This is a genomic window from Streptomyces sp. NPDC051180 (genome assembly GCF_040689545.1).
Taxonomy (GTDB): Bacteria; Actinomycetota; Actinomycetes; order Streptomycetales; family Streptomycetaceae; genus Streptomyces.
Genome location: NZ_JBFBBC010000002.1, coordinates 50,273 through 69,374, shown reverse-complemented (window position 1 = coordinate 69,374; position 19,102 = coordinate 50,273). Strand labels below are relative to the sequence as shown.

General features: G+C 73.9%; 21 protein-coding genes and 1 riboswitch. Of the genes, 10 read left to right on the top strand and 11 right to left on the bottom strand.

Features of this window, described 5'->3' with window-relative positions:
• Positions 1 to 18: 18 nt before the first annotated feature.
• From AB0424_RS03770 to AB0424_RS03755, 4 genes are all read right to left on the bottom strand, one after another.
• Complete coding sequence (locus AB0424_RS03770; RefSeq protein WP_366301967.1) at positions 19 to 1,527, bottom strand: cobyric acid synthase; 1,509 nt, start codon at positions 1,525 to 1,527, stop codon at positions 19 to 21.
• Positions 1,524 to 2,498 carry a cobalamin biosynthesis protein gene (locus AB0424_RS03765; RefSeq protein WP_366301965.1) on the bottom strand — a complete coding sequence of 325 codons (975 nt, stop codon included), beginning with the start codon at positions 2,496 to 2,498 and terminating at the stop codon, positions 1,524 to 1,526. The genes AB0424_RS03770 and AB0424_RS03765 overlap by 4 nt, the downstream gene beginning before the upstream one ends.
• Before the next feature lie 34 nt (positions 2,499 to 2,532).
• A riboswitch (cobalamin riboswitch) is annotated at positions 2,533 to 2,665 on the bottom strand.
• Between the two features lie 121 nt (positions 2,666 to 2,786).
• Positions 2,787 to 3,008 carry a hypothetical protein gene (locus AB0424_RS03760; RefSeq protein WP_189802473.1) on the bottom strand — a complete coding sequence of 74 codons (222 nt, stop codon included), beginning with the start codon at positions 3,006 to 3,008 and terminating at the stop codon, positions 2,787 to 2,789.
• A gap of 12 nt (positions 3,009 to 3,020) precedes the next feature.
• Positions 3,021 to 4,289, bottom strand: a complete 1,269-nt coding sequence (locus AB0424_RS03755) for an inorganic phosphate transporter (RefSeq protein WP_366301963.1) — start codon at positions 4,287 to 4,289, stop codon at positions 3,021 to 3,023.
• Between the two features lie 387 nt (positions 4,290 to 4,676).
• Here AB0424_RS03755 and AB0424_RS03750 point away from each other — a divergent pair, with 387 nt between their 5' ends.
• Entirely contained in the window at positions 4,677 to 5,804 is a 1,128-nt protein-coding gene (locus AB0424_RS03750) for a hypothetical protein (RefSeq protein WP_366301962.1), read from the top strand.
• A 213-nt stretch (positions 5,805 to 6,017) separates the two neighbouring features.
• Entirely contained in the window at positions 6,018 to 7,337 is a 1,320-nt protein-coding gene (locus AB0424_RS03745) for a hypothetical protein (protein WP_366302661.1), read from the top strand.
• A 56-nt stretch (positions 7,338 to 7,393) separates the two neighbouring features.
• On the opposite strand, the gene AB0424_RS03740 is transcribed toward AB0424_RS03745, so the two are convergent.
• On the bottom strand, positions 7,394 to 7,795 hold the full coding sequence (locus AB0424_RS03740; RefSeq protein WP_366301961.1) for a VOC family protein: 402 nt from the start codon (positions 7,793 to 7,795) through the stop codon (positions 7,394 to 7,396).
• A gap of 67 nt (positions 7,796 to 7,862) precedes the next feature.
• Positions 7,863 to 8,753 carry a neutral zinc metallopeptidase gene (locus AB0424_RS03735; protein ID WP_366301960.1) on the bottom strand — a complete coding sequence of 297 codons (891 nt, stop codon included), beginning with the start codon at positions 8,751 to 8,753 and terminating at the stop codon, positions 7,863 to 7,865.
• A gap of 267 nt (positions 8,754 to 9,020) precedes the next feature.
• Between AB0424_RS03735 and AB0424_RS03730 the strand changes: the two genes are divergently transcribed.
• The 3 genes from AB0424_RS03730 to AB0424_RS03720 all read left to right on the top strand — a co-directional run bounded on the left by AB0424_RS03730 (position 9,021) and on the right by AB0424_RS03720 (position 12,151).
• The gene (locus AB0424_RS03730; protein ID WP_366301958.1) at positions 9,021 to 10,619 is read left to right on the top strand and encodes an ABC-F family ATP-binding cassette domain-containing protein; all 1,599 of its coding nucleotides are present in this window, start codon (positions 9,021 to 9,023) and stop codon (positions 10,617 to 10,619) included.
• A gap of 377 nt (positions 10,620 to 10,996) precedes the next feature.
• Positions 10,997 to 11,218: a helix-turn-helix domain-containing protein gene (locus AB0424_RS03725; protein ID WP_017238561.1), complete on the top strand. Its 222-nt coding sequence runs from the start codon at positions 10,997 to 10,999 to the stop codon at positions 11,216 to 11,218.
• Between the two features lie 132 nt (positions 11,219 to 11,350).
• Positions 11,351 to 12,151: an enoyl-CoA hydratase/isomerase family protein gene (locus AB0424_RS03720; RefSeq protein ID WP_366301955.1), complete on the top strand. Its 801-nt coding sequence runs from the start codon at positions 11,351 to 11,353 to the stop codon at positions 12,149 to 12,151.
• A 53-nt stretch (positions 12,152 to 12,204) separates the two neighbouring features.
• Here the strand turns inward: AB0424_RS03720 and AB0424_RS03715 are convergent, their stop codons facing one another.
• Positions 12,205 to 12,888 (bottom strand): hypothetical protein, encoded by a 684-nt coding sequence (locus tag AB0424_RS03715; RefSeq protein WP_366301954.1) that lies wholly within the window; start codon positions 12,886 to 12,888, stop codon positions 12,205 to 12,207.
• Positions 12,889 to 12,981: 93 nt separating this feature from the next.
• On the opposite strand from AB0424_RS03715, the gene AB0424_RS03710 reads away from it, so the two are divergent.
• From AB0424_RS03710 to amaP, 5 genes are read left to right on the top strand one after another with little or no spacing between them, the layout of a single operon-like run.
• Positions 12,982 to 13,458 (top strand): Asp23/Gls24 family envelope stress response protein, encoded by a 477-nt coding sequence (locus tag AB0424_RS03710; protein ID WP_366301953.1) that lies wholly within the window; start codon positions 12,982 to 12,984, stop codon positions 13,456 to 13,458.
• 42 nt (positions 13,459 to 13,500) lie between these two features.
• Complete coding sequence (locus AB0424_RS03705) at positions 13,501 to 13,692, top strand: hypothetical protein (protein WP_366301951.1); 192 nt, start codon at positions 13,501 to 13,503, stop codon at positions 13,690 to 13,692.
• A 6-nt stretch (positions 13,693 to 13,698) separates the two neighbouring features.
• Entirely contained in the window at positions 13,699 to 14,043 is a 345-nt protein-coding gene (locus AB0424_RS03700) for a hypothetical protein (protein WP_366301949.1), read from the top strand.
• Complete coding sequence (locus tag AB0424_RS03695) at positions 14,040 to 14,702, top strand: DUF6286 domain-containing protein (protein ID WP_366301948.1); 663 nt, start codon at positions 14,040 to 14,042, stop codon at positions 14,700 to 14,702. The genes AB0424_RS03700 and AB0424_RS03695 overlap by 4 nt, the downstream gene beginning before the upstream one ends.
• Before the next feature lie 36 nt (positions 14,703 to 14,738).
• Positions 14,739 to 15,326 carry an alkaline shock response membrane anchor protein AmaP gene (gene amaP / locus AB0424_RS03690; protein WP_366301947.1) on the top strand — a complete coding sequence of 196 codons (588 nt, stop codon included), beginning with the start codon at positions 14,739 to 14,741 and terminating at the stop codon, positions 15,324 to 15,326.
• A gap of 24 nt (positions 15,327 to 15,350) precedes the next feature.
• Here the strand turns inward: amaP and AB0424_RS03685 are convergent, their stop codons facing one another.
• The 4 genes from AB0424_RS03685 to AB0424_RS03670 all read right to left on the bottom strand — a co-directional run bounded on the left by AB0424_RS03685 (position 15,351) and on the right by AB0424_RS03670 (position 19,074).
• Entirely contained in the window at positions 15,351 to 16,106 is a 756-nt protein-coding gene (locus AB0424_RS03685) for an SDR family oxidoreductase (protein WP_366301946.1), read from the bottom strand.
• 4 nt (positions 16,107 to 16,110) lie between these two features.
• Positions 16,111 to 17,895 (bottom strand): glycoside hydrolase family 15 protein, encoded by a 1,785-nt coding sequence (locus AB0424_RS03680; protein ID WP_366301944.1) that lies wholly within the window; start codon positions 17,893 to 17,895, stop codon positions 16,111 to 16,113.
• A 34-nt stretch (positions 17,896 to 17,929) separates the two neighbouring features.
• Complete coding sequence (locus AB0424_RS03675; protein WP_366301942.1) at positions 17,930 to 18,745, bottom strand: SURF1 family protein; 816 nt, start codon at positions 18,743 to 18,745, stop codon at positions 17,930 to 17,932.
• A gap of 95 nt (positions 18,746 to 18,840) precedes the next feature.
• Positions 18,841 to 19,074 (bottom strand): hypothetical protein, encoded by a 234-nt coding sequence (locus tag AB0424_RS03670; RefSeq protein WP_366301940.1) that lies wholly within the window; start codon positions 19,072 to 19,074, stop codon positions 18,841 to 18,843.
• Between the last annotated feature and the right edge of the window lie 28 nt (positions 19,075 to 19,102).

Here is a 19,102-nt window from a genome sequence, read left to right as displayed (position 1 = left end):
CCACGGGGCCGGCCCCCGTCACGGCGCACCCGGCGGGACGAACGGCAGCCCCGACGGCGCACCCCGCTCGATCAGCCGCAGCAGCGCGTCGGTGTCCGCGTGTTCCTCGATCAGGTCGCCGAGCCGGTCCAGCTGCTCCTCGCGCAGGGCGCCGAAGGACGTGTCGGGCGCCGGGACGAACCGCCGTCCCGCCGCCGCCGCGACCTCCCGCAGGAACGCCCTGCGGAAGCCGTCGCTCTCCAGGGAGCCGTGCCAGTGGGTGCCCCACACGGCGCCGACCCGGCAACCGTCCAGGAAGGGCTCCCCGCCCTCCACGGTCGCGACCCCGTGGTGGATCTCGTACCCCTCGACGCGCTCGCCGAGGGCCTCGCCGACCGGTCGGGCGAGGGTCTTCTCGCGGGCGAACCGGACGCGCACGGGCAGCAGCCCGAGGCCCTCGACGGCTCCGGCCCGGGACTCGACCTCGTCGTCGATGTGCTCGCCGAGGACCTGGAAGCCGCCGCAGACACCGAGCACCGGGCGGCCCTCGGCCGCGCGGCGGGCCAGTTCGCCGGCGAGCCCGCGCTCCCGGAGCCAGGCCAGGGCCTTGACGGTCCCGCGGGTGCCGGGGACGACGACCAGGTCGGCGTCGACCAGTTCCTCCGGCCGGTCCACGAACCGGACGACGACGCCCGGCTCGGCGGCCAGGGCGTCGACGTCCGTGAAGTTCGACATCAGCGGTACGGCGCAGACGGCGACCCGCAGCACGTCGGCGCCGACCGGCGGCGCGACGACGGACTCCCGGACGGTGCCGCGCAGCGAGACGCGCAGGCCGTCCTCCTCGTCGATGCCCAGCCCGTGCGCGTACGGCAGGACGCCGAAGGTCCGCCGCCCGGTCAGCCCGTGGAGCATGTCGAGGCCGGGTTCGAGCAGGGTGACGTCGCCCCGGAACTTGTTCACCAGGTAGCCGGCGACGAGGGCCTGGTCCTCGCGGCCCAGCAGCGCCGTCGTCCCGAAGAACTGGGCGAAGACCCCGCCCCGGTCGATGTCCCCGACCACCACGACGGGCAGCCGCGCGGCCCGCGCGATGCCCATGTTCACGATGTCCGTGCGCCGCAGGTTGATCTCGGCCGGACTGCCCGCCCCCTCGCAGATCACGGCGTCGTACATGCCCCGGAGTTCCTCCAGGCACGCCAGGACGGGTTCGAGGAGTTCCTTCTGCCGTCCCCCGTGGTAGCCGCGGGCGCTCAGTTCGCCGACCGGCTTTCCCATCAGGACGACCTGGCTGGAACGGTCGCTGCCGGGCTTGAGCAGCACCGGGTTCATCAGCGCGGTCGGCTCGACGCGGGCGGCCTGGGCCTGCATGGCCTGGGCCCGCCCGATCTCGGCGCCCTCGCGGGTGACGAAGGAGTTGAGGGACATGTTCTGTCCCTTGAACGGCGCCACCTTCAGGCCCTGGCGGACCAGCCAGCGGCAGATTCCGGCCGTCACCACGCTCTTGCCGGCGTCGGACGTGGTCCCGGCGACGAGCAGTCCGCCACCCCTCATGCGTTCCTCCGCTTCAGCGCGCTCACGATCAGCCGGCCGCCCACGCAGGCGGCCAGGGTCAGTCCGGTGACCCGGCGGGACAGCCGGACCGCCCGCTCGATGTCGGCGACCTCCACGGGCCGCCCCTCCCCGTTGAGCACGGGCCGGTGCTCGACCCGCCCGCCGTACGCGAGGGTCCCGCCGAGCCGCACGCCGAGGGCGCCCGCGAAGGCGGACTCGACGGGGCCCGCGTTCGGGCTGGGGTGCCGTGCCGCGTCCGCGCGCCAGACCCGTGCGGCTCCGCGCGGGTCGCCGCCCGCGACGGTGGCGAGGACGGCGGTCAGCCGGGCCCCGGGCCAGCCGGCCACGTCGTCCAGCCGCGCCGAGGCCCAGCCGAACCGGCGGTGGCGGGGGGACTTGTGGCCGACCATCGCGTCGAGGGTGTTGACGGCCCGGAAGCCCACGAGCCCCGGCACGCCCGCGACGGCGCCCCAGAAGAGGGCGCCGACCACGGCGTCGGAGGTGTTCTCGGCGACGGACTCCACGACCGCGCGGGCCATCGCGGGGCCGTCCAGGGCCTGCGGGTCGCGCCCGCAGAGGTGGGGCAGCCGCTCCCGGGCCACCTCCAGGTCCCCGGCCTCCAGCGCCCCGCCGATCGCGCGGGCCTCCCGGCCCAGGGTCGTCCCGCCGACCACGGCCCACACGGCGGCGGCGGTCAGGGCGACGGAGGCGGCGCGGCTGTCCTTGACCGCGCGGGCGGCGAGGGCGCCGGCCGCGGCCGTGGCGCCGGCGCAGACGGCGGTGTGCAGGGCGCCCCAGCCCCGGTGGTCGTGGTGGAGACGCTCCTCGACGGCGGCGGCCGCCCGGCCGAACGCGGCGACGGGATGTCCGCGGCGGGGGTCGCCGACCAGCCGGTCGACGGCGAGGCCGAGGGTCGCTCCGTACGCGAAGACACGGGTGGCTCTGGAAAGGCTGCGGCTGCGGCCGGGCATGGCGCAATGTCCTCACTCAGGGTCCGCGCCCTGGATCGACGTGACCGGCGGCGAGAGTTCCTGACTCCCGGACCCTGGGGATCCGGTCACAGTGGCGGGACCGCGCCGGATTCGCACCGGACTTCCTCTGCTGCCGCCGTAATGGCCTCGGCAGTCCACCACGGCCCGAGAACAGCCGTCAACTCACCGTTGACCTGCGTCGCGTCACTGTGCGGAGCACCACAAACACGAGGGCCGGGCGGTCCGCACCCGAAGGTGCGGACCGCCCGGCCGAGGTACCGGGGACCGTCAGGCGACGATCAGGTAGATGCCGTACGCCACGGCCGCCAGGCACAGGGCGAAGCAGGCGTACGCGCCGGTGCGGGCCAGGGCGGCGGAACCGCCCTGGGCGGCGGCCTGCTCCTGCTTGGAGAGGCCGATGACGCCGAGGGTGAAGAGGCCCACCAGGGCGACGGTCGCCACGAGGCTGACTCCGAAGACGGAGCCGAGGGCTGCCCAGTCGATCTTCATGTCGTTGGTTCCTTACACCGCTGCCGCGGGGGCGGGGGGAGCGGCCGGGTCCGTGGGAGCCGGCGCGGGGATGGTGGTCTTGAGGTCCGCGTCCGCGACCGCGGCGACGGAGCCGGCCGGCGGCGGGGTGACGGCGGCGATCGCCGTGGTCACCACACCCGCGGGCTCGGGGGCGTCGAGGTCGTCGGCGGTGACGTTGTGCTGGTCGACCGGCTTGCGGCGGGAGAGCGCCCAGATGACGGCCGAACCGGAGACCAGCAGGACCGCGACGGCGGCGATGCCCCAGGTGCCCTGCTTGGTCAGGAACTCGGCGCCGGCGCCGACCAGACCCGCGGCGGGCAGGGTCAGGCCCCAGGCGACGAACATCCGGGTCGCGGTCGACCAGCGGACGACGCCGCCCTTGCGGCCGAGGCCGGCACCCATCACGGCACCCGAGCAGGACTGGGTGGTGGAGAGGGAGAAGCCGAGGTGCGAGGAGGCCAGGATGACCGTGGCGGCGCTGGTCTGGGCGGCGAAGCCCTGCTGCGGCTTGAGGTCGGTGAGGCCCTTGCCCATGGTGCGGATGATGCGCCAGCCGCCGAGGTAGGTGCCGAGCGCGATGGCGACACCGGCGGAGACGACGACCCACAGCGGGGGGTTCGAGCCGGGGCTGACGACGCCCTGCGTGACCAGGGCGAGGGTGATGATGCCCATCGTCTTCTGGGCGTCGTTGGTGCCGTGGGCGAGGGAGACGAGACCGGCGGAGGCGATCTGGCCGACGCGGTAGCCCTTGGCGGTGTGCTTCTCGTCGGTCTTGGCGCCGATCTTGAACGTCAGCCGGGTGGCCAGCATCGCGGCGAGGCCGGCGACGATCGGCGCCGCGATGGCCGGGATCAGGACCTTGGTGACGATGGTCGGGGCGTTCACGGCGGACCAGCCGGCCGACATGACCGCGGCGCCGATGAGTCCGCCGAAGAGAGCGTGGGAGGAGCTGGACGGCAGGCCCAGGAGCCAGGTCAGCAGGTTCCACAGGATGGCGCCCACGAGCGCCGCGAAGATCACTTCTGTACGAATGCCCTCTTCGTTGATGATCCCGCCGGAGATCGTCTTGGCGACCTCCACGGACAGGAACGCTCCGACGAGGTTCAGCACGGCGGACATGGCCACCGCCGTCTTGGGCTTGAGAGCACCGGTCGAGATGGTCGTGGCCATCGCGTTGGCGGTGTCGTGGAAACCGTTCGTGAAATCGAACACGAGAGCTGTCACGACCACAATGGCGAGCAGCAGCGTGATGTGTTCCATTTACCCAGGCAATCGTTTGACGTCAGTGGCTCGACGAACGTAAGCAACCTGGGTGAACGGAAGATGAACTGGGGCGGGCGGCGTGGTGTCCCTATCCGGTGTCAAGAGATTCCGCTTGTCCTCCCAGAGGGTCGGCTGTCCACGATGCGGTCACCCCGCAACCCCGGGTAATCCGGTCCCTCCCCGGGCACGTATGACCTGCCCGGGTTCCTCCGCGACCGCCCCGTTCCGCTCCCCGGACGGAACCATCCGACCGGGGGACCCCGCCGGGGAGACCCATGTCACTCCCCTGGGTGGCGTCCGGAGGAGCGCACGCCGCCGCCGTCGGCCCCCCCGCCCGGCTCCGTCCGGTGGCACCCCGCCCGCACCCTGCCGACACTGGAGAGCGTGCGCCCGGCTACAGCGACGGCAGTGGCCGTCACCACTCTGATCGGTGCCGGCGCGGCCGCGGTCGCGGCCGGCCGGTACGCCAGCGACGTCGCCCTCAAGGCGCCGTCCGGACGACCCCTCCCCGGGGATCCACGCCTGACCGTGCACGCCACGGGCCCGGACCGGATCACCCTGACCCGCAGCCTCGCCTCGCTGCGCCCCGGCACGTACGGCATCGAGGCCCCCGGCCTGCACGCCGTCGTCGGCCCCGTCCTCGACCGCGTCCCGCACACCGCCGACACCGTCGTCCGGCGTCTGGAACGCGTCGAGCTCGGCACCCCCGGCCCCGGCAGCCGCGTCCGCCTCACCCCCCAGCTGCACCGGGGCACCCCGACCACCGCCCTCGGCCTGGCCCACGAGGACGTCGAGATCCCCGGCGAACTCGGCCCCCTGCCCGCCTGGATCGTGCACGGCCCGCGCAGCACCTGGGTGATCGCCCTGCACGGCCTCGGCACCACCCGCGAGCACCCGCTGAACGTCGTCCCCTTCTTCCACCGCCGCAAGATCCCGGTCCTGGTCCCCGCCTACCGCGGCGACGAGGGCGCGCCGCCCTCCCCGGACGGCCTCGCCCACCTCGGCGACTCCGAGTGGCGCGACGTCGACGCCGCCATCCGCTACGCCGTCCGCCGCGGCGCCTCCCAGGTCGTCCTGCACGGCTGGGGGACCGGCGCCTCGATGGCCCTGCGGGCCGCCGCCGAGTCCGGGGTCCGCGACCGCATCGCCGGCCTCGTCCTCGACTCCCCGGTCCTCGACTGGGAGGCCACCCTGCGCAACCTCGCCGCGGCCCGCCACGTCCCCGGCCCGCTGCTCCCGCTCGCCGTCCGCGCCGCCCAGGGCAGGACCGGCGCGCACGGCGACCGCGTCGGGGCCGCCGCCTCGCCGGACGCCCTGCGGGTCCCGGTCCTCCTCGTCCACGGCCCCGACGACACGATCGCCCCCTGGGGCCCGTCGGTGGAGCTCGCCGCCCGCCGCCCCGACCTGGTCAGCCTGCGGACCGTCCGGCAGGCGCCGCACGCGGCGATGTGGAACGCCGACCCGGTCGGCTACGAGGAGTCCCTGCGCCGCTTCCTCACCCCGCTCTTCTGACCCGTCCCGGGGAAGCCCGGGAGGCCGCGGCGGTGCCGCCCCGGAGAGGCGTTCCGGCGGCAGTTGTGACGGGGCAGCGGATTCCGATTGGGCTTTCGGGCCGTCAGCGGGAAGACTGCCCCCGTGACGTCTCGAAAGCCCGATGAACCATTGGCGCGCAACTCCAGACTCCGACTCGTCCGCCCGCGGGCCCTGGCCACCGCCCGACGGGCCGTGACGACCCGGCGCACCCGGCCGGCGCCGCGGCCGCCCGAGGGCACTCCGCCCCGCGCGGAACTCGCCCGGCAGGCCCGGCAGGTCCTCGCCGACGCCGTACGGATCGCCCGCTGGGCCGCCGTCGAGCACGGCGCCGAGACCACCCTCCGCCCCGGCGCGGGGGCCGACACCGCCCGGGAACGAGCCTCCGCCGCACTGGGCCTGACACCCGGCCAGATCGGCGCCGGCTGGGACCGCGCCCGGCTCGCCGGCCTCGTCGAACTGCACGGCGACGCCGTACGCCCTGGCTGGCGGCTGCACGCCTGGGACCGCGACGACTCCGCCGTCCTCCGCGGCTGGGTCGCCCTCTTCGACGCCTGGTCCCTGGTCCACCCGGCCCCCGAGGGGGTCGCGCCCGGCGCCGTCGCCGAGGTCGTCGAGGCCGTCCCGCAGGTGCTGTCGCTGCTCCAGCTCTCCCAGGGCCCGGTGCTCGTCCCCGCCCTCCTCGACCTCCTCGTCCAGCGGGTCGAGGAACTCCGCGAGGAGCGCTGCGAGGTGCCCGCGGCCGAGCCGTCCCCCGAACCGGCGGACGTCCCCGGCACCGACGGCCTGCCCGCCCTGCTCGACTGGGCGCTCGAAGGTCTGGCCGCCGTCGGCGCACTCACCCTCGACCCCGGTGCTCCGGAGCGCCACGCCACCCTGACCCCGCTCGGCAACTGGGCGGTCTGGGTCAAGCTGGAGCAGATCTGCGTCGCCGCGCAGAGCCCCGCGGGGAACATCGAGCAGTCCGCCGAGGACATGCTCCGCGGCTGCGCCCGGCTCACCCCGGGCCCGGCCCGCGACGAGTACCGCGCCTGGCTCGCCGCCCGCACCCTGTCCAGCGCGGTGACCGAGCTGCTCGCCGTCGCCCGGGGCGAGGACGCGCTGCTGCGCGGGCTCGCCTTCGAGGCGCTCCGGGTCGTCGGGGCGCCCGCCGAGGCCGAGGTCAGGGCCACCGTCGCGGAGCCCTCCCTGCGCCCCTACGCGCTGCTCTGGCTGGCCGAGTACGACGGCGCCGACCCCGACGACGCCCAGGAGGTGCTCAGCCGGGAGGAGGCGACCTGGCTCTGGGTGGACACCGCCGCCGCCGTCGCCGACCACGGCGAGAGCGCGCTGCTCGTCCGCCACCTCGACTCCGCGGTGCAGGGCACCGTCCCCGCGCTGCTCGACGAGGTCCGGGCGGTCGGCCATCCCCGTACCGTCCAGGTGCTGGTCGCCCTCGCCGCCGCCCATCCGGACCCGGCCCTGGCCAAGGCGGTCCGCAGGGCCGCCTTCCAGGTCCACACCGGCGGCGCGTGACGGAGCGACCGCACCGGCCGGCGCCGCCCGGCCCGCGCCCGCCGGGGCCGCACCTCCTAGTCGGCCGCGCCGGGCGTGTAGGTACCGAAACTCCAGATGTTCCCCTCGGCGTCCCGGGCCGTGTAGTCCCGGGAGCCGTACTCCTGGTCGGTGGGCGGCAGCACGATCTCGACGCCGTGGGCGACCGCGCGGGCGTGGTGCTCGTCGACGTCGTCCACGTGCACGAAGACGCCCACCGGGCCGCCGCCGGCCATCAGCTTGTCGAACTCGCTGCCGGTGCCCTTGCTGCCCAGCATCACCATGCCGTTGCCGAAGGACAGCTCGGCGTGCGCGATCCGGCCGTCCTCGGCCTCGTACACGGCCGTGGCGGTGAAGCCGAAGCCCTCCGTGAGCTGCCGGATCGCCGCCTTGGCGTCCTGGTACGTCAGCGTCGGACAGATGTGCGGCGCTTCGGTCATTCCGTCACTCCCTCTCGATGCAGCCGAATGTGACCTGGATCTCAGTCTGGCAGTCGCCCCCGGCAACTCAGCGGAAGGTGTTGCACTGGGCCATGTCGCCGGTCCGGTAGCCCTGGTAGAACCACTGCTGCCGCTGCGCCGCCGATCCGTGCGTCCAGTTCTCCGGCGTCACCCGCCCCTGGAACCGTTCCTGGATCCGGTCGTCGCCCACCGCGGCCGCCGCGTCCAGGCCGTCGCGGATGTCGTCGTCGGTGAGCCGGGTCAGCACCGGCCGGCCCGTCCGCTCGTCCGGGGTGGTCGTCGCGTGCCGCGCCCACACCCCGGCGTAGCAGTCCGCCTGGAGTTCGACCCGGACGGCGTTGGAGTTCGCGCCGGTCCGCCCGTCCTGGGCGCGGCTCAGGGTGCCCATCAGGTTCTGGATGTGGTGGCCGTACTCGTGCGCCACCACGTACGCCTGGGCGAAGGGCCCGCCGGTCGACCCGAACTTGGTGCGCAGCTCGTCGAAGAAGCCCAGGTCCAGGTAGACCTGCCGGTCGCCGGGGCAGTAGAAGGGGCCGACGGCGGAGGTCGCCGAGCCGCACGCGGTCCCGACCCGCTGGGCGAACAGGACGGTGGAGGCGTTCCCGTAGGTCCCGCCGCGGCGCGCGTACTCGCTCCGCCAGAAGTCCTGGACGCTGTTGACGACGGCGACGATCCGGCAGTCCTCGCGGGTGTTGGCGTCCGAGCCCTTGCGGCAGGTCTGGCCGACCTGGCTCGCCGAGGAGGCGCTCGCGGCCGGTTCGTCGCCGCCGCCGGAGAGGCCGAGCTGCTCGGGGCCGACGCCGAAGAGCACGCCGAGGACCAGTGCGATGAGGCCGATGATGCCGCCGCCGACGGTCGCCCTGCCGCCGGGGATGCGGCTGCCGCGGACGTCCCGCACCTCCGAGGTGTCCAGGTCGGCGTCGTCGTCGAACTGCACGGTCCACCACCCTCCGCGTCACTGCCGCGGCAGTGGCCGCCGCCCTGCGCCGAGTATCGGACGATCTACGGCCTTCCGCCCCTTTTGAATTTCATTGGCGGGAATGTGAGAAAGCTCCGATCGGGCCTCCGTGCCCCACATGGCCGAAAACCAGTTGCAGGCGCCCGTTAGACTGGCCGCATGGCCATTCTCCCTTGGGTGCATTAGCGGCGTCGAAGCCCGCCACCAGTCGTCCTTCCGCCCTTCCCATCGCCCTGGAGTCTGTCCGTGATCACCGCTTCCGGCATCGAGCTGCGCGCCGGCGCCCGCGTCCTCATCGAATCCGCTTCCTTCCGCATCGCCAAGGGCGACCGCATCGGTCTCGTGGGCCGCAACGGAGCCGGCAAGACCACCCTCACCAAGTGCCTCGCCGGCGAGGGCCAGCCCGCCGCCGGCGCGATCGCCCGCTCCGGCGAGGTCGGCTACCTCCCGCAGGACCCCCGCACCGGCGACCTCGACGTCCTGGCCCGCGACCGCATCCTCTCCGCCCGCGGCCTCGACACCCTCCTCAAGAAGATGCGGGCGAACGAGGAGCGCATCGCGACCGGCTCCGGCGCCACCCGCGACAAGGCCATGCGGCAGTACGAGCGCCAGGAGACCGAGTTCCTCACCAAGGGCGGCTACGCGGCCGAGGCCGAGGCGTCCACCATCGCCGCCGCCCTCGGCCTGCCCGACCGGGTCATGGGCCAGCCGCTGCACACCCTCTCCGGCGGTCAGCGCCGCCGCGTCGAGCTCGCCCGGATCCTCTTCTCGGACGCCGACACCCTGCTCCTCGACGAGCCGACCAACCACCTCGACGCCGACTCCATCATCTGGCTGCGCGACTACCTGAAGACCTACCGCGGCGGCTTCATCGTGATCTCCCACGACGTCGACCTCGTCGAGACCGTGGTCAACAAGGTCTTCTACCTGGACGCCAACCGCTCCACGATCGACGTCTACAACATGGGCTGGAAGCTCTACCAGCAGCAGCGCGAGGCCGACGAGAAGCGCCGCAAGCGCGAGCGGCAGAACGCCGAGAAGAAGGCCGCCGCCCTCAACTCGCAGGCCGACAAGATGCGCGCCAAGGCCACCAAGACCGTCGCCGCGCAGAACATGGCCAAGCGCGCCGAGCGGCTGCTCTCCGGCCTGGAGGCCGTCCGCGCCTCCGACAAGGTCGCCAAGCTCCGCTTCCCGGACCCGGCGCCCTGTGGCAAGACCCCGCTCACCGCCGAGGGGCTCTCCAAGTCGTACGGCTCGCTGGAGATCTTCACCGACGTGGACCTCGCCATCGACAAGGGCTCCCGCGTCGTCATCCTCGGCCTCAACGGCGCGGGCAAGACGACCCTGCTGCGCCTCCTCGGTGGCGTCGAGCAGCCCGACACCGGCGAGGTCACCCCCGGCCACGGCCTGAAGCTCGGCTACTACGCCCAGGAGCACGAGACGCTCGACCCCGAGCGGACCGTCCTGGAGAACATGCGCTCGGCCGCGCCGGACCTCGACCTGGTGGACGTCCGCAAGACGCTCGGCTCCTTCCTGTTCTCCGGCGACGACGTCGACAAGCCGGCCGGGGTGCTCTCCGGCGGCGAGAAGACCCGCCTCGCGCTCGCGACCCTCGTCGTCTCCTCGGCGAACGTGCTGCTCCTCGACGAGCCCACGAACAACCTGGACCCCGCCAGCCGCGAGGAGATCCTCGGCGCGCTGCGCACGTACAAGGGCGCCGTCGTCCTCGTGACCCACGACGAGGGCGCCGTGGAGGCGCTCGACCCGGAGCGGATCATCCTGCTCCCCGACGGCGTCGAGGACCTGTGGGGCGCGGACTACGCGGACCTGGTGTCCCTGGCCTGACCCGGCACGCGGCTCCGGATGCGCCCGAGGGTGCCCGTCCGGAGCCCGGAGTGATCATGCGGGGCTGGATCATTCGGCTCATCGGTGATCCTTCATCTGAGTGAGGGTCTCTCGTACATCCCGGCGCGGTGCTCTGCCGAATCCTTCCGGCAGACCCGCGCCGCACGTGTGTTCCCTTGTCGTCGCTGACCTGGCACTTCCCGTGCCGACCGGTACGAATGTGCCGTTCGAGCCCGGCGGAATCATGGGTTCCGTCTGTGACGACGACGTACTCCTCCGCAAACCCGGCGGCACGGACCTTGTCGAATGGGTGGCCAGGACGCCGGAGAGGGGTGATCATGAGAAGTCCAGAGCGCACTTCCCATGAGGAGGCACGGGTGGCCGAGACTCTGAAGAAGGGCAGCCGGGTGACCGGCGCCGCGCGCGACAAGCTCGCGGCAGACCTGAAGAAGAAGTACGACTCCGGTGCGAGCATCCGGGCGCTGGCCGAGGAAACGGGCCGCTCCTACGGATTCGTCCACCGGATGCTCAGCGAGTCCGGAGTCACGCTGCGTGGACGCGGCGGAGCGACACGGGGCAAGAAGGCGGCCTCGATCTGACATCGGGGCGGCTCGACCGGGCCACCGGGTCTCTCGGTGGCCACCCGGTCGGTCCTGTGGCCGGCCAGGTGGTTACTGTGCAGTCACTTAGCACGTTCGCATGCAGTGCTGCACCGGAACCGGAGGCGCCCCATGACTACGCTCGAAGACTCTGAGCCCGTATTCGACAAGGACGGTGTACGGCTCACCGTCGAAGACGCCGTTGCCACGGTGACCCTGACCAACCCGGCGAAGCGCAACGCTCAGTCTCCCGCTCTGTGGCGGGCGTTGACGGAAGCCGGCCGGTCTCTGCCGGGCAGTGTGCGGGTCGTCGTCCTGCGCGGTGAGGGCCAGTCCTTCTCCGCCGGGCTCGACCGGCAGGCGTTCACCCCCGAGGGCTTCGACGGGGAGCCGTCCTTCCTCGACCTCGCGCGCGGTTCCGACGCGGACCTCGACGCGGTCATCGCCGAGTACCAGGAGGCGTTCACCTGGTGGCGCCGCGGCGACCTCGTGTCGATCGCCGCCGTCCAGGGCCACGCCATCGGCGCGGGCTTCCAGCTCGCCCTCGCGTGCGACCTGCGGGTCGTCGCCGAGGACGTGCAGTTCGCCATGCGCGAGACCAGCCTGGGCCTCGTCCCCGACCTCACCGGGACGCATCCCCTCGTCTCCCTCGTCGGCTACGCCCGCGCGCTGGAGATCTGCGCCACCGGCCGCTTCGTCCACGCGGAGGAGGCCGAGCGGATCGGCCTCGCCAACCTCTCCGTGGCCGCGGACGAGCTCGACGCGGCCGTACGGGACCTCGCCGCCGCCCTGCTCGCGGCGCCCCGCGACGCCGTCACCGAGACCAAGGCCCTCCTCCAGGGCGTCGCCGGCCGCTCCTACGAGGAGCAGCGCGTCGCCGAGCGCGCCGCCCAGGCCCGCCGTCTGCGCGACCTCGCCGGCCTCGGCGACTGACGACAACGCGGCGCGGCGGCATGCCCAACCTCGCGAGTCCGCCATGACGCTCCCTAGCGCAGCTCCGTGACCAGAACCGTGACCGCGGTCGCCCCTGAGGCGGCCGCGGTCACGGCGCTCCGGGCGGCCCGCGCGACGTCCAGCGGGCGCCGTCCGGAGGTCAAGGCCAGCTCCACCCGCACGTGGCCGCCGGGGCTCCGGTGCACCGGCGGGCCCAGGACGTCCGTCACGCCCGCCACGCCCCCGACCCGCAGGACCGCCAGGGCCACCGGGTCGTCCGTCGCCGGCGAGGTCCGTCCCGGCGGGGGAGCGGCCGGTTCGGACGGCGGGGCCGCGTCGAGCAGCTCCGTCACCCGCAGCTCCACGTCCGCCACCGGCAGCCCGATCCCCTCCTCCGCCGCGCCGAGCAGGGTCGTCCGCACCTCCTCGGCCAGCTCCGGCAGCGAGCGGCCCAGCAGGGCCCCGAACTCCGCCGTGATCCCGAGCGGCCCGTACGGCAGCCCGCCCGGCGGCACCGGAAGCGGCGGCGCGGCGGCGTCCGGCCCGCTCTCGGGGAGGGGGCCGACCCGCAGTGCGCCCGGCACCACCCCCCGAACGGCGGCAGCCGCCCGACCGAGCACCTCCCGCGCCGCCCGCTCCGTGATCCACGCGCCGTCCTCCGCCGTCCCCAGCGGCAGCAGCCTGCCCGGCGCCAGGCGGTCCCGCACCGCCGCCGTCCAACCCTCAGCCGTCGTCATTCCCCCAGCCTGCCGCATCCCCGGAGCGAATCCGGGCAAGCGCCCTTAGTGTGGGCGAGGAACCCCGAAAGCGCACAGAAGGGGCGATACCCGATGACTGACACCACAACCTCCGGAAACCCCGCGTCGGACGACACCCGCCGCACCTCCGTCACCAAGCGCGGCGGCGGCGCTCCGGCCTCCCGGGGCCGGACCACCATCGCCGACGGCGTCGTCGAGAAGATCGCGGGCCTCGCCGCACGGGATGTCGTCGGCGTCCACGCCATGGGCAGCGGGCTCTCCCGCACCTTCGGCGCCGTACGCGACAAGGTCCCGGGCGGTGGCGGCGGCAAGGCCAGCGTCACCCGGGGCGTGAAGGCCGAGGTCGGCGAGGTCCAGACCGCGCTCGACCTGGAGATCGTCGTCGACTACGGCGTCTCCATCGCCGACGTCGCCGGCGACGTCCGGGAGAACGTCATCGCCGCGGTGGAGCGGATGACGGGCCTGGAGGTCGTCGAGGTCAACATCGCGGTCAGCGACGTGAAGCTGCCCGACGAAGAGGACGAGGAGCCGGAGTCCCGGCTTCAGTAGCCGTCGGCACCCCGGCGGTACGGGCATGGAAAGGGGCTCAGGATGAGCATGGCGGTGGTCGGCCTGCTGGCCGGCATGGCCCTCGGCTTCGCCGGATACTTCGGCGGCTTCGGGGCGTTTCTCCTGGTCGCGGCCTTGGGCGCGGTCGGCTTCGTGGCCGGTCGCTTCCTCGACGGCGACCTCGAACCCGGTGATCTGCTGCGCGGCCGCGACCGCGGCGACCGGCGGCGGTGACGCGGGGTGGTGACGGACCCGGCGCGGGACCGGGGGGCGACGAAGGTCGCCGACCGGGTCTTCGCGAAGATCGCCGCCCAGGCTGCCAGGGAGGCCCTGGACGCCGTGCCCGAGGGCGGTTCACGGCCGCACGCCTCCGTCGTCGTCCACCGTGACGTCGCCCGGGTCTCGGTCAGCCTCGACCTCGACTACCCCTCCGACATCGCCCGCCAGTGCGGGGCCGTCCGGGGCCGGGTCCGTACCCGCATGGAGGAACTCGCCGGCCTGGAGGTCCACGAGGTGGCCGTCCACGTCGAACGCCTGCACTCCCCGCTCACCCGGCAGGCCGCACACCGGGAGCGCCTGGCATGACCCCCACCCCCGCCCCGACCCCCTCGGACGGCGCTGAGGCGGTCACCGTGGTGCCGGGCGACCCCGGCACCGAGGGCCCCGGTCCCGTGCCGGTCCTCGCGGACGCCCCCGCGCGCCGCGTCCGGCGCTTCTGGTCCGTGCGCCGCGTCCCGGCCGCCTTGCTGGCGGCGGTCGTCCTCGGTGCCACCGGACTGCTCCTCTACGACGTGGCGGCCGTGCGGGCGGACCACTCCGCCATGTCCTGGCGGCGGGAGCTCGCCGACGCCCTGGCGACCAAGCCGCTCGACAGCACCGCGGTGGTGATCGGCGCCGCCGTCGCCGTCGTCCTCGGGATCTGGCTCGTCGTCCTGGCCGCCACCCCGGGGCTGCGCGCGGTGCTCCCCATGCGCCGCGAGCACCCCGACGTGCGGGCCTGCCTCGACCGCGAGGCGGCCGCCCTCACCCTGCGCGACCGCGTCATGGAGGTGTCCGGGGTGCAGTCCGTCGACGTGCGCGTCGGCCGTTCCAAGGCCGCCGTCCGCGCGGTCTCGCACTTCCGGGCGCTCGACGAGGTCCGGGCCGACGTCGAGGCCGTCCTCGCCTCCGGCGTCGAGGAGCTCGGCCTCGCCCACCCGCCCGCGCTGAGCGTCCGGGTGGCCCGCCCCCGTAAGAAGGGATGACCCGATGAACCGTCAGGACCAGCGGGGGAGGGGCCGGTGACCGTCGTCCTGCGGCGCGTCAACCGCGCCCTGCTCGGACTCGCCGGGGTGGTCCTCGTCCTCGCCGGCGGCGCGGTCCTCGCCGCCGCCCTCGACCTGTCCGTCCCGACCTGGTGGCCCTGGTCGGGCCCCTCCGACGTCCTGCTCTCCACCGCCGACCGCCGGCGCGGCCAGGAGCACGGCTGGTGGTGGCCGGTGGTCATCGCCGTCCTCGGCATCGTGGTCCTGCTCGCCCTGTGGTGGCTGCTCGTCCAGTTCCGCCGGGCCCGGCTCGCCGAGGTCCTCGTCGACACCGGTGACGGCGAGGGGGCGCTCGTGCGCGGCCGCACGCTGGAGGGCGTCCTGGAGGCCGACGCCACCGCCCAGGAGGGCGTGTCCAAGGCGCGGGTCTCCCTCACCGGACGCCGCACGGCCCCCCGCACCCGCGTCGCGCTCCTCCTGGAGCCGTACGCCTCACCGGGGGCCGCCCTGAACACGCTCAGCACCCAGGCCCTCGCCCACGCCCGGACGTCGGTCGGGCTGCCCGCGCTGCCCACCGAGGCGCGGCTGCGTGCGGTGAAGCACCGGGCCCGCCGGGTGACCTGACGGCGGGACCGGTGCGGGGGCGGCTCAGAAGCCGCCGCGCGCCCCGCCGTCCACCGGGAGCATCAGCCCCGTCAGGTACGAGGCGGCGGGCGACAGCAGGAACGCCGCCGTCCGGCCGAACTCCTCCGGGGTGCCGTAGCGGCGCAGCGGGATGGTCGCCTCGTTCGCCGCCCGGGCCGCGTCGGCGTCCCCGGAGAGCGCGTCCAGCGAGCGGACCCGGTCCGTGTCGATCCGGCTCGGCAGCAGCCCGATCACCCGGATCCCGCGCGGTCCCAGGTCGTTGGAGAGCGACTTGGCGAAGCCGGCGAGGCCGGGGCGCAGCCCGTTGGAGATGGTCAGGCCGGGGATGGGCTCGTGCACCGAACCGGAGAGCACGAAGCCGATCACACCGCCCTCGGTGAGGGTCTCGGCCGCCGCGCGGGCCAGCCGCACGGCGCCGAGGAAGACCGTGTCGAAGGCGGCCGACCACTGCTCGTCGGTGTTGTCCGCCGCGAAGCCCGGCGCCGGACCGCCGACGCTGATCAGGATGCCGTCGAAGCCGCCGAAACGGGTCCGCGCCTCGGCGATCAGCCGGGCCGGGGTCGCCGGGTCGTCGTTGTCGGCGGCGACGCCGGCCGCGCCCTCGCCCAGTTCGGCCACCGCGTCGGCGACGGTCTTCTCCTCGCGCCCGGTGATCAGCACGCGGGCGCCCTCCGCGAGCAGCGCCTCGGCGGAGGCCCGGCCGAGCCCTCGCGTCGCGCCGGTCACCACGTACACACGGTCCTTCAGTCCCAGATCCATGGCCCTATCCTGCCGCCTTGTCGGCGGCGAGCGCGAAGGCGGTCACCACCAGCCCGATGTGGCTGAACGCCTGCGGGAAGTTGCCCAGCTGACGTCCGGCCACCGGGTCGTACTCCTCGGCGAGGAGCCCCACGTCGCTGCCGAGCGCGACCAGCCGGTCGAAGAGGGCGCGCGCCTCCTCGGTCCGCCCGATCAGCCGCAGCGCGTCGGCCAGCCAGAACGAGCAGACGAGGAAGGTCCCCTCCTGGCCCGGCAGTCCGTCCACCGAGCCCGAGTCGACGCTGTAGCGGCGAACGAAGCCGCCGTGGGTCAGCTCCGCCTGCACCGCGTCGACGGTCCCCACGACGCGGGGGTCGTCCGGCGGCAGGAAGCCGACCCGCGGGATGAGCAGGGTCGCGGCGTCCAGTTCCCGCGAGCCGTAGGACTGCGTGAAGGTGTTGCGCACCGGGTCGAACGCCCGGGCGCACACCTGGGCGTGGATCTCGTCCCGCATCGCCCGCCACCGCGTCGCGTCCCCCGGCAGCGTGGGGTCGGCCTCCAGGGTGCGCACGGCGCGGTCGGCGGCCACCCAGGCCATCACCTTCGAATGGGTGAAGTGGCGGCGCGGCCCGCGGACCTCCCACAGCCCCTCGTCCGGTTCCCGCCAGGTCGACTCCAGGAAGCCGAGCAGGCTCAGCTGGAGGTTCCAGGCGTGCCGCTCGGCCGGGATGCCGGCCTCGTGGGCGCGGTGGAGGGAGTCCATGACCTCGCCGTACACGTCGAGCTGGAACTGGTCCACGGCCGCGTTCCCGGTGCGCACGGGTGACGAGTCGGCGTAGCCGCGCAGCCAGGGCAGGCTGGTCTCGGGGAGCCGCCGTTCCCCGGCGGGGCCGTACATGATCTGGAGGTCGGCGGGGTCTCCGGCGACCGCGCGCAGCAGCCAGTCCCGCCAGGCCGCCGCCTCGTCGACGTAGCCGGCGGCGAGCAGCGCGCCGAGGGTGAGGGAGGAGTCGCGCAGCCAGCAGGCGCGGTAGTCCCAGTTCCGCACCCCGCCGAGCTCCTCCGGCAGCGAGGTGGTGGGGGCCGCCATGATGCCGCCGGTCGGCGCGTAGGTGAGCGCCTTCAGGGTGATCAGGGAGCGCACCACCGCCTCGCGGTGCGGGCCTTCGTAGGTGCAGCGGGCGGTCCACTCCCGCCAGTCCGCGAGGGTCTGCTCCAGGGCCTCGTGGGGGTCGACCAGGGCGGGCCGCGGCTCGTGCGAGGGGTGCCAGGTCAGGACGAAGGCGACCTTCTCGCCGGCGCCGACGGTGAAGGACGAGCAGGTGGCGAACTGCTGCCCCCAGGTCTTCACGTGCGGCTCGCTGCGCAGCCAGACGGAGTCCGGTCCGGCGACCGCGACCCGGTGGTCGTCGGCTCGGCGCACCCAGGGCACGATCGAGCCGTAGTCGAAGCGCAGCCGCAGGACGGCGCTCATCTCGACGGTGCCGCTGACGCCCTCGACGATCCGCATGAGGTCGGGTGACCGGTCCCGCTGGGGCATGAAGTCGACGACCTTGACGGTGCCGGTGCGGGTCTCCCAGTAGGTCTCCAGGACCAGGGAGTCCTCGGTGTAGCGCCGGCTCGTGCAGGTCGTGGCGCCGGCGGGGGCGATTCTCCAGTGGCCGTTGTTCTCGTCGCCGAGGACGGCGGCGAAGCAGGCCGCCGAGTCGAAGCGGGGCAGACACAGCCAGTCGACCGATCCGTCGCGGCCGACGAGCGCGGCGGTCTGGAGATCGCCGATGAGGGCGTAGTCGTCGATACGTTGCGTCACGCTTTGGGCTGTTCCCGGAAGCGGCGCCGGTCAATCAGCGGGACGGGGCCGCCTCGACCGGCACGGTGTCGTCCTCCGGCGATTCGGGGACGTCGGAGCCCTGTGCGGCCTGCCGGTCGTGCTTCTCGCGCCGGACGAGGATCACCCACCCGACGGGCACCCCGGCGGCGAACAGCCACCACTGCACGGCGTACGCCATGTGCGCGCCGATCGAGTCGTGGTCGGGTTCGGGGATCAGCTCGGGGGTGCCGTTCGCGGGGGCGGGTGCGATCTGCTCGATGTAGCCGCCGAGCACCTCGCGGCCGATCAGCTCGGCCTGCTGCCGGCTGCTGATCAGCATCACCTGGCGGTCCGGCAGGCCCTTCAGGTCCTTGATGCCGCTGGCGCCGGTCGTCTCGTCGGCCTTGAGCCGGCCGGTGACGGTGACCTCGCCGCGGGGGGCGGGCGGCACCGGGGGATAGGCGTGCTGGTCGGCGGCGGCCGGCACCCAGCCCCGGTTGACCAGGACGATCCGGCCGTCCCGGAGGACCAGCGGGGTCAGGACGTGCACGCCCACCCGGTCGTCGGCGTTGGTGCGGCGGCGGACGACCACCTCGTGCGCGGTGTCGTAGGTGCCGGTCGCGGTGACCGGGCGCCAGTAGTCGGCGCGCGGGACGGTGTGACCGGGCGAGGTGAGCCGCTCCACCTCCACGGGCTTCGCCGCGATGCTGTCCTCGATGAGGGAGTTCTGGGCGACCCGGCGCTCGTGCCGGTGGAACTGCCAGAAGCCCAGCTCGATCATGGTCGGGACGAGCACGAGGGCGACGAGGGTGAGGATCACCCACTGCCGGGACAACAGGAAGCGGTACACCCCATGACCGTACCTCTGGGCCGACGGGGTGCACGCAGGGGGGTTCGGCTCGCCCGGAGGCGGGCCCAGGATCGTTTCCTCACGTCCTGTCCCGGTCACACCCTGTCGACGATGCCCACCCTCCCCTCGGCGCGGGCGCAGTGGCCGCCGCAGTACCAGCTGCCGTCCACCTCGACGCCCTGTCCGATGATCTGGACCCGGCAGTGCTCGCAGATGGGCGCCATGCGGTGGATGGCGCACGCGAAGCAGTCGAAGACGTGCACCGCGCCCTGCGCGTGCACCTCGAAGGACATGCCGTAATCGTTTCCGCAGACCTCACAACGTGCCATGCGCCACAGGGTGGTGCTCCCCGGCGGG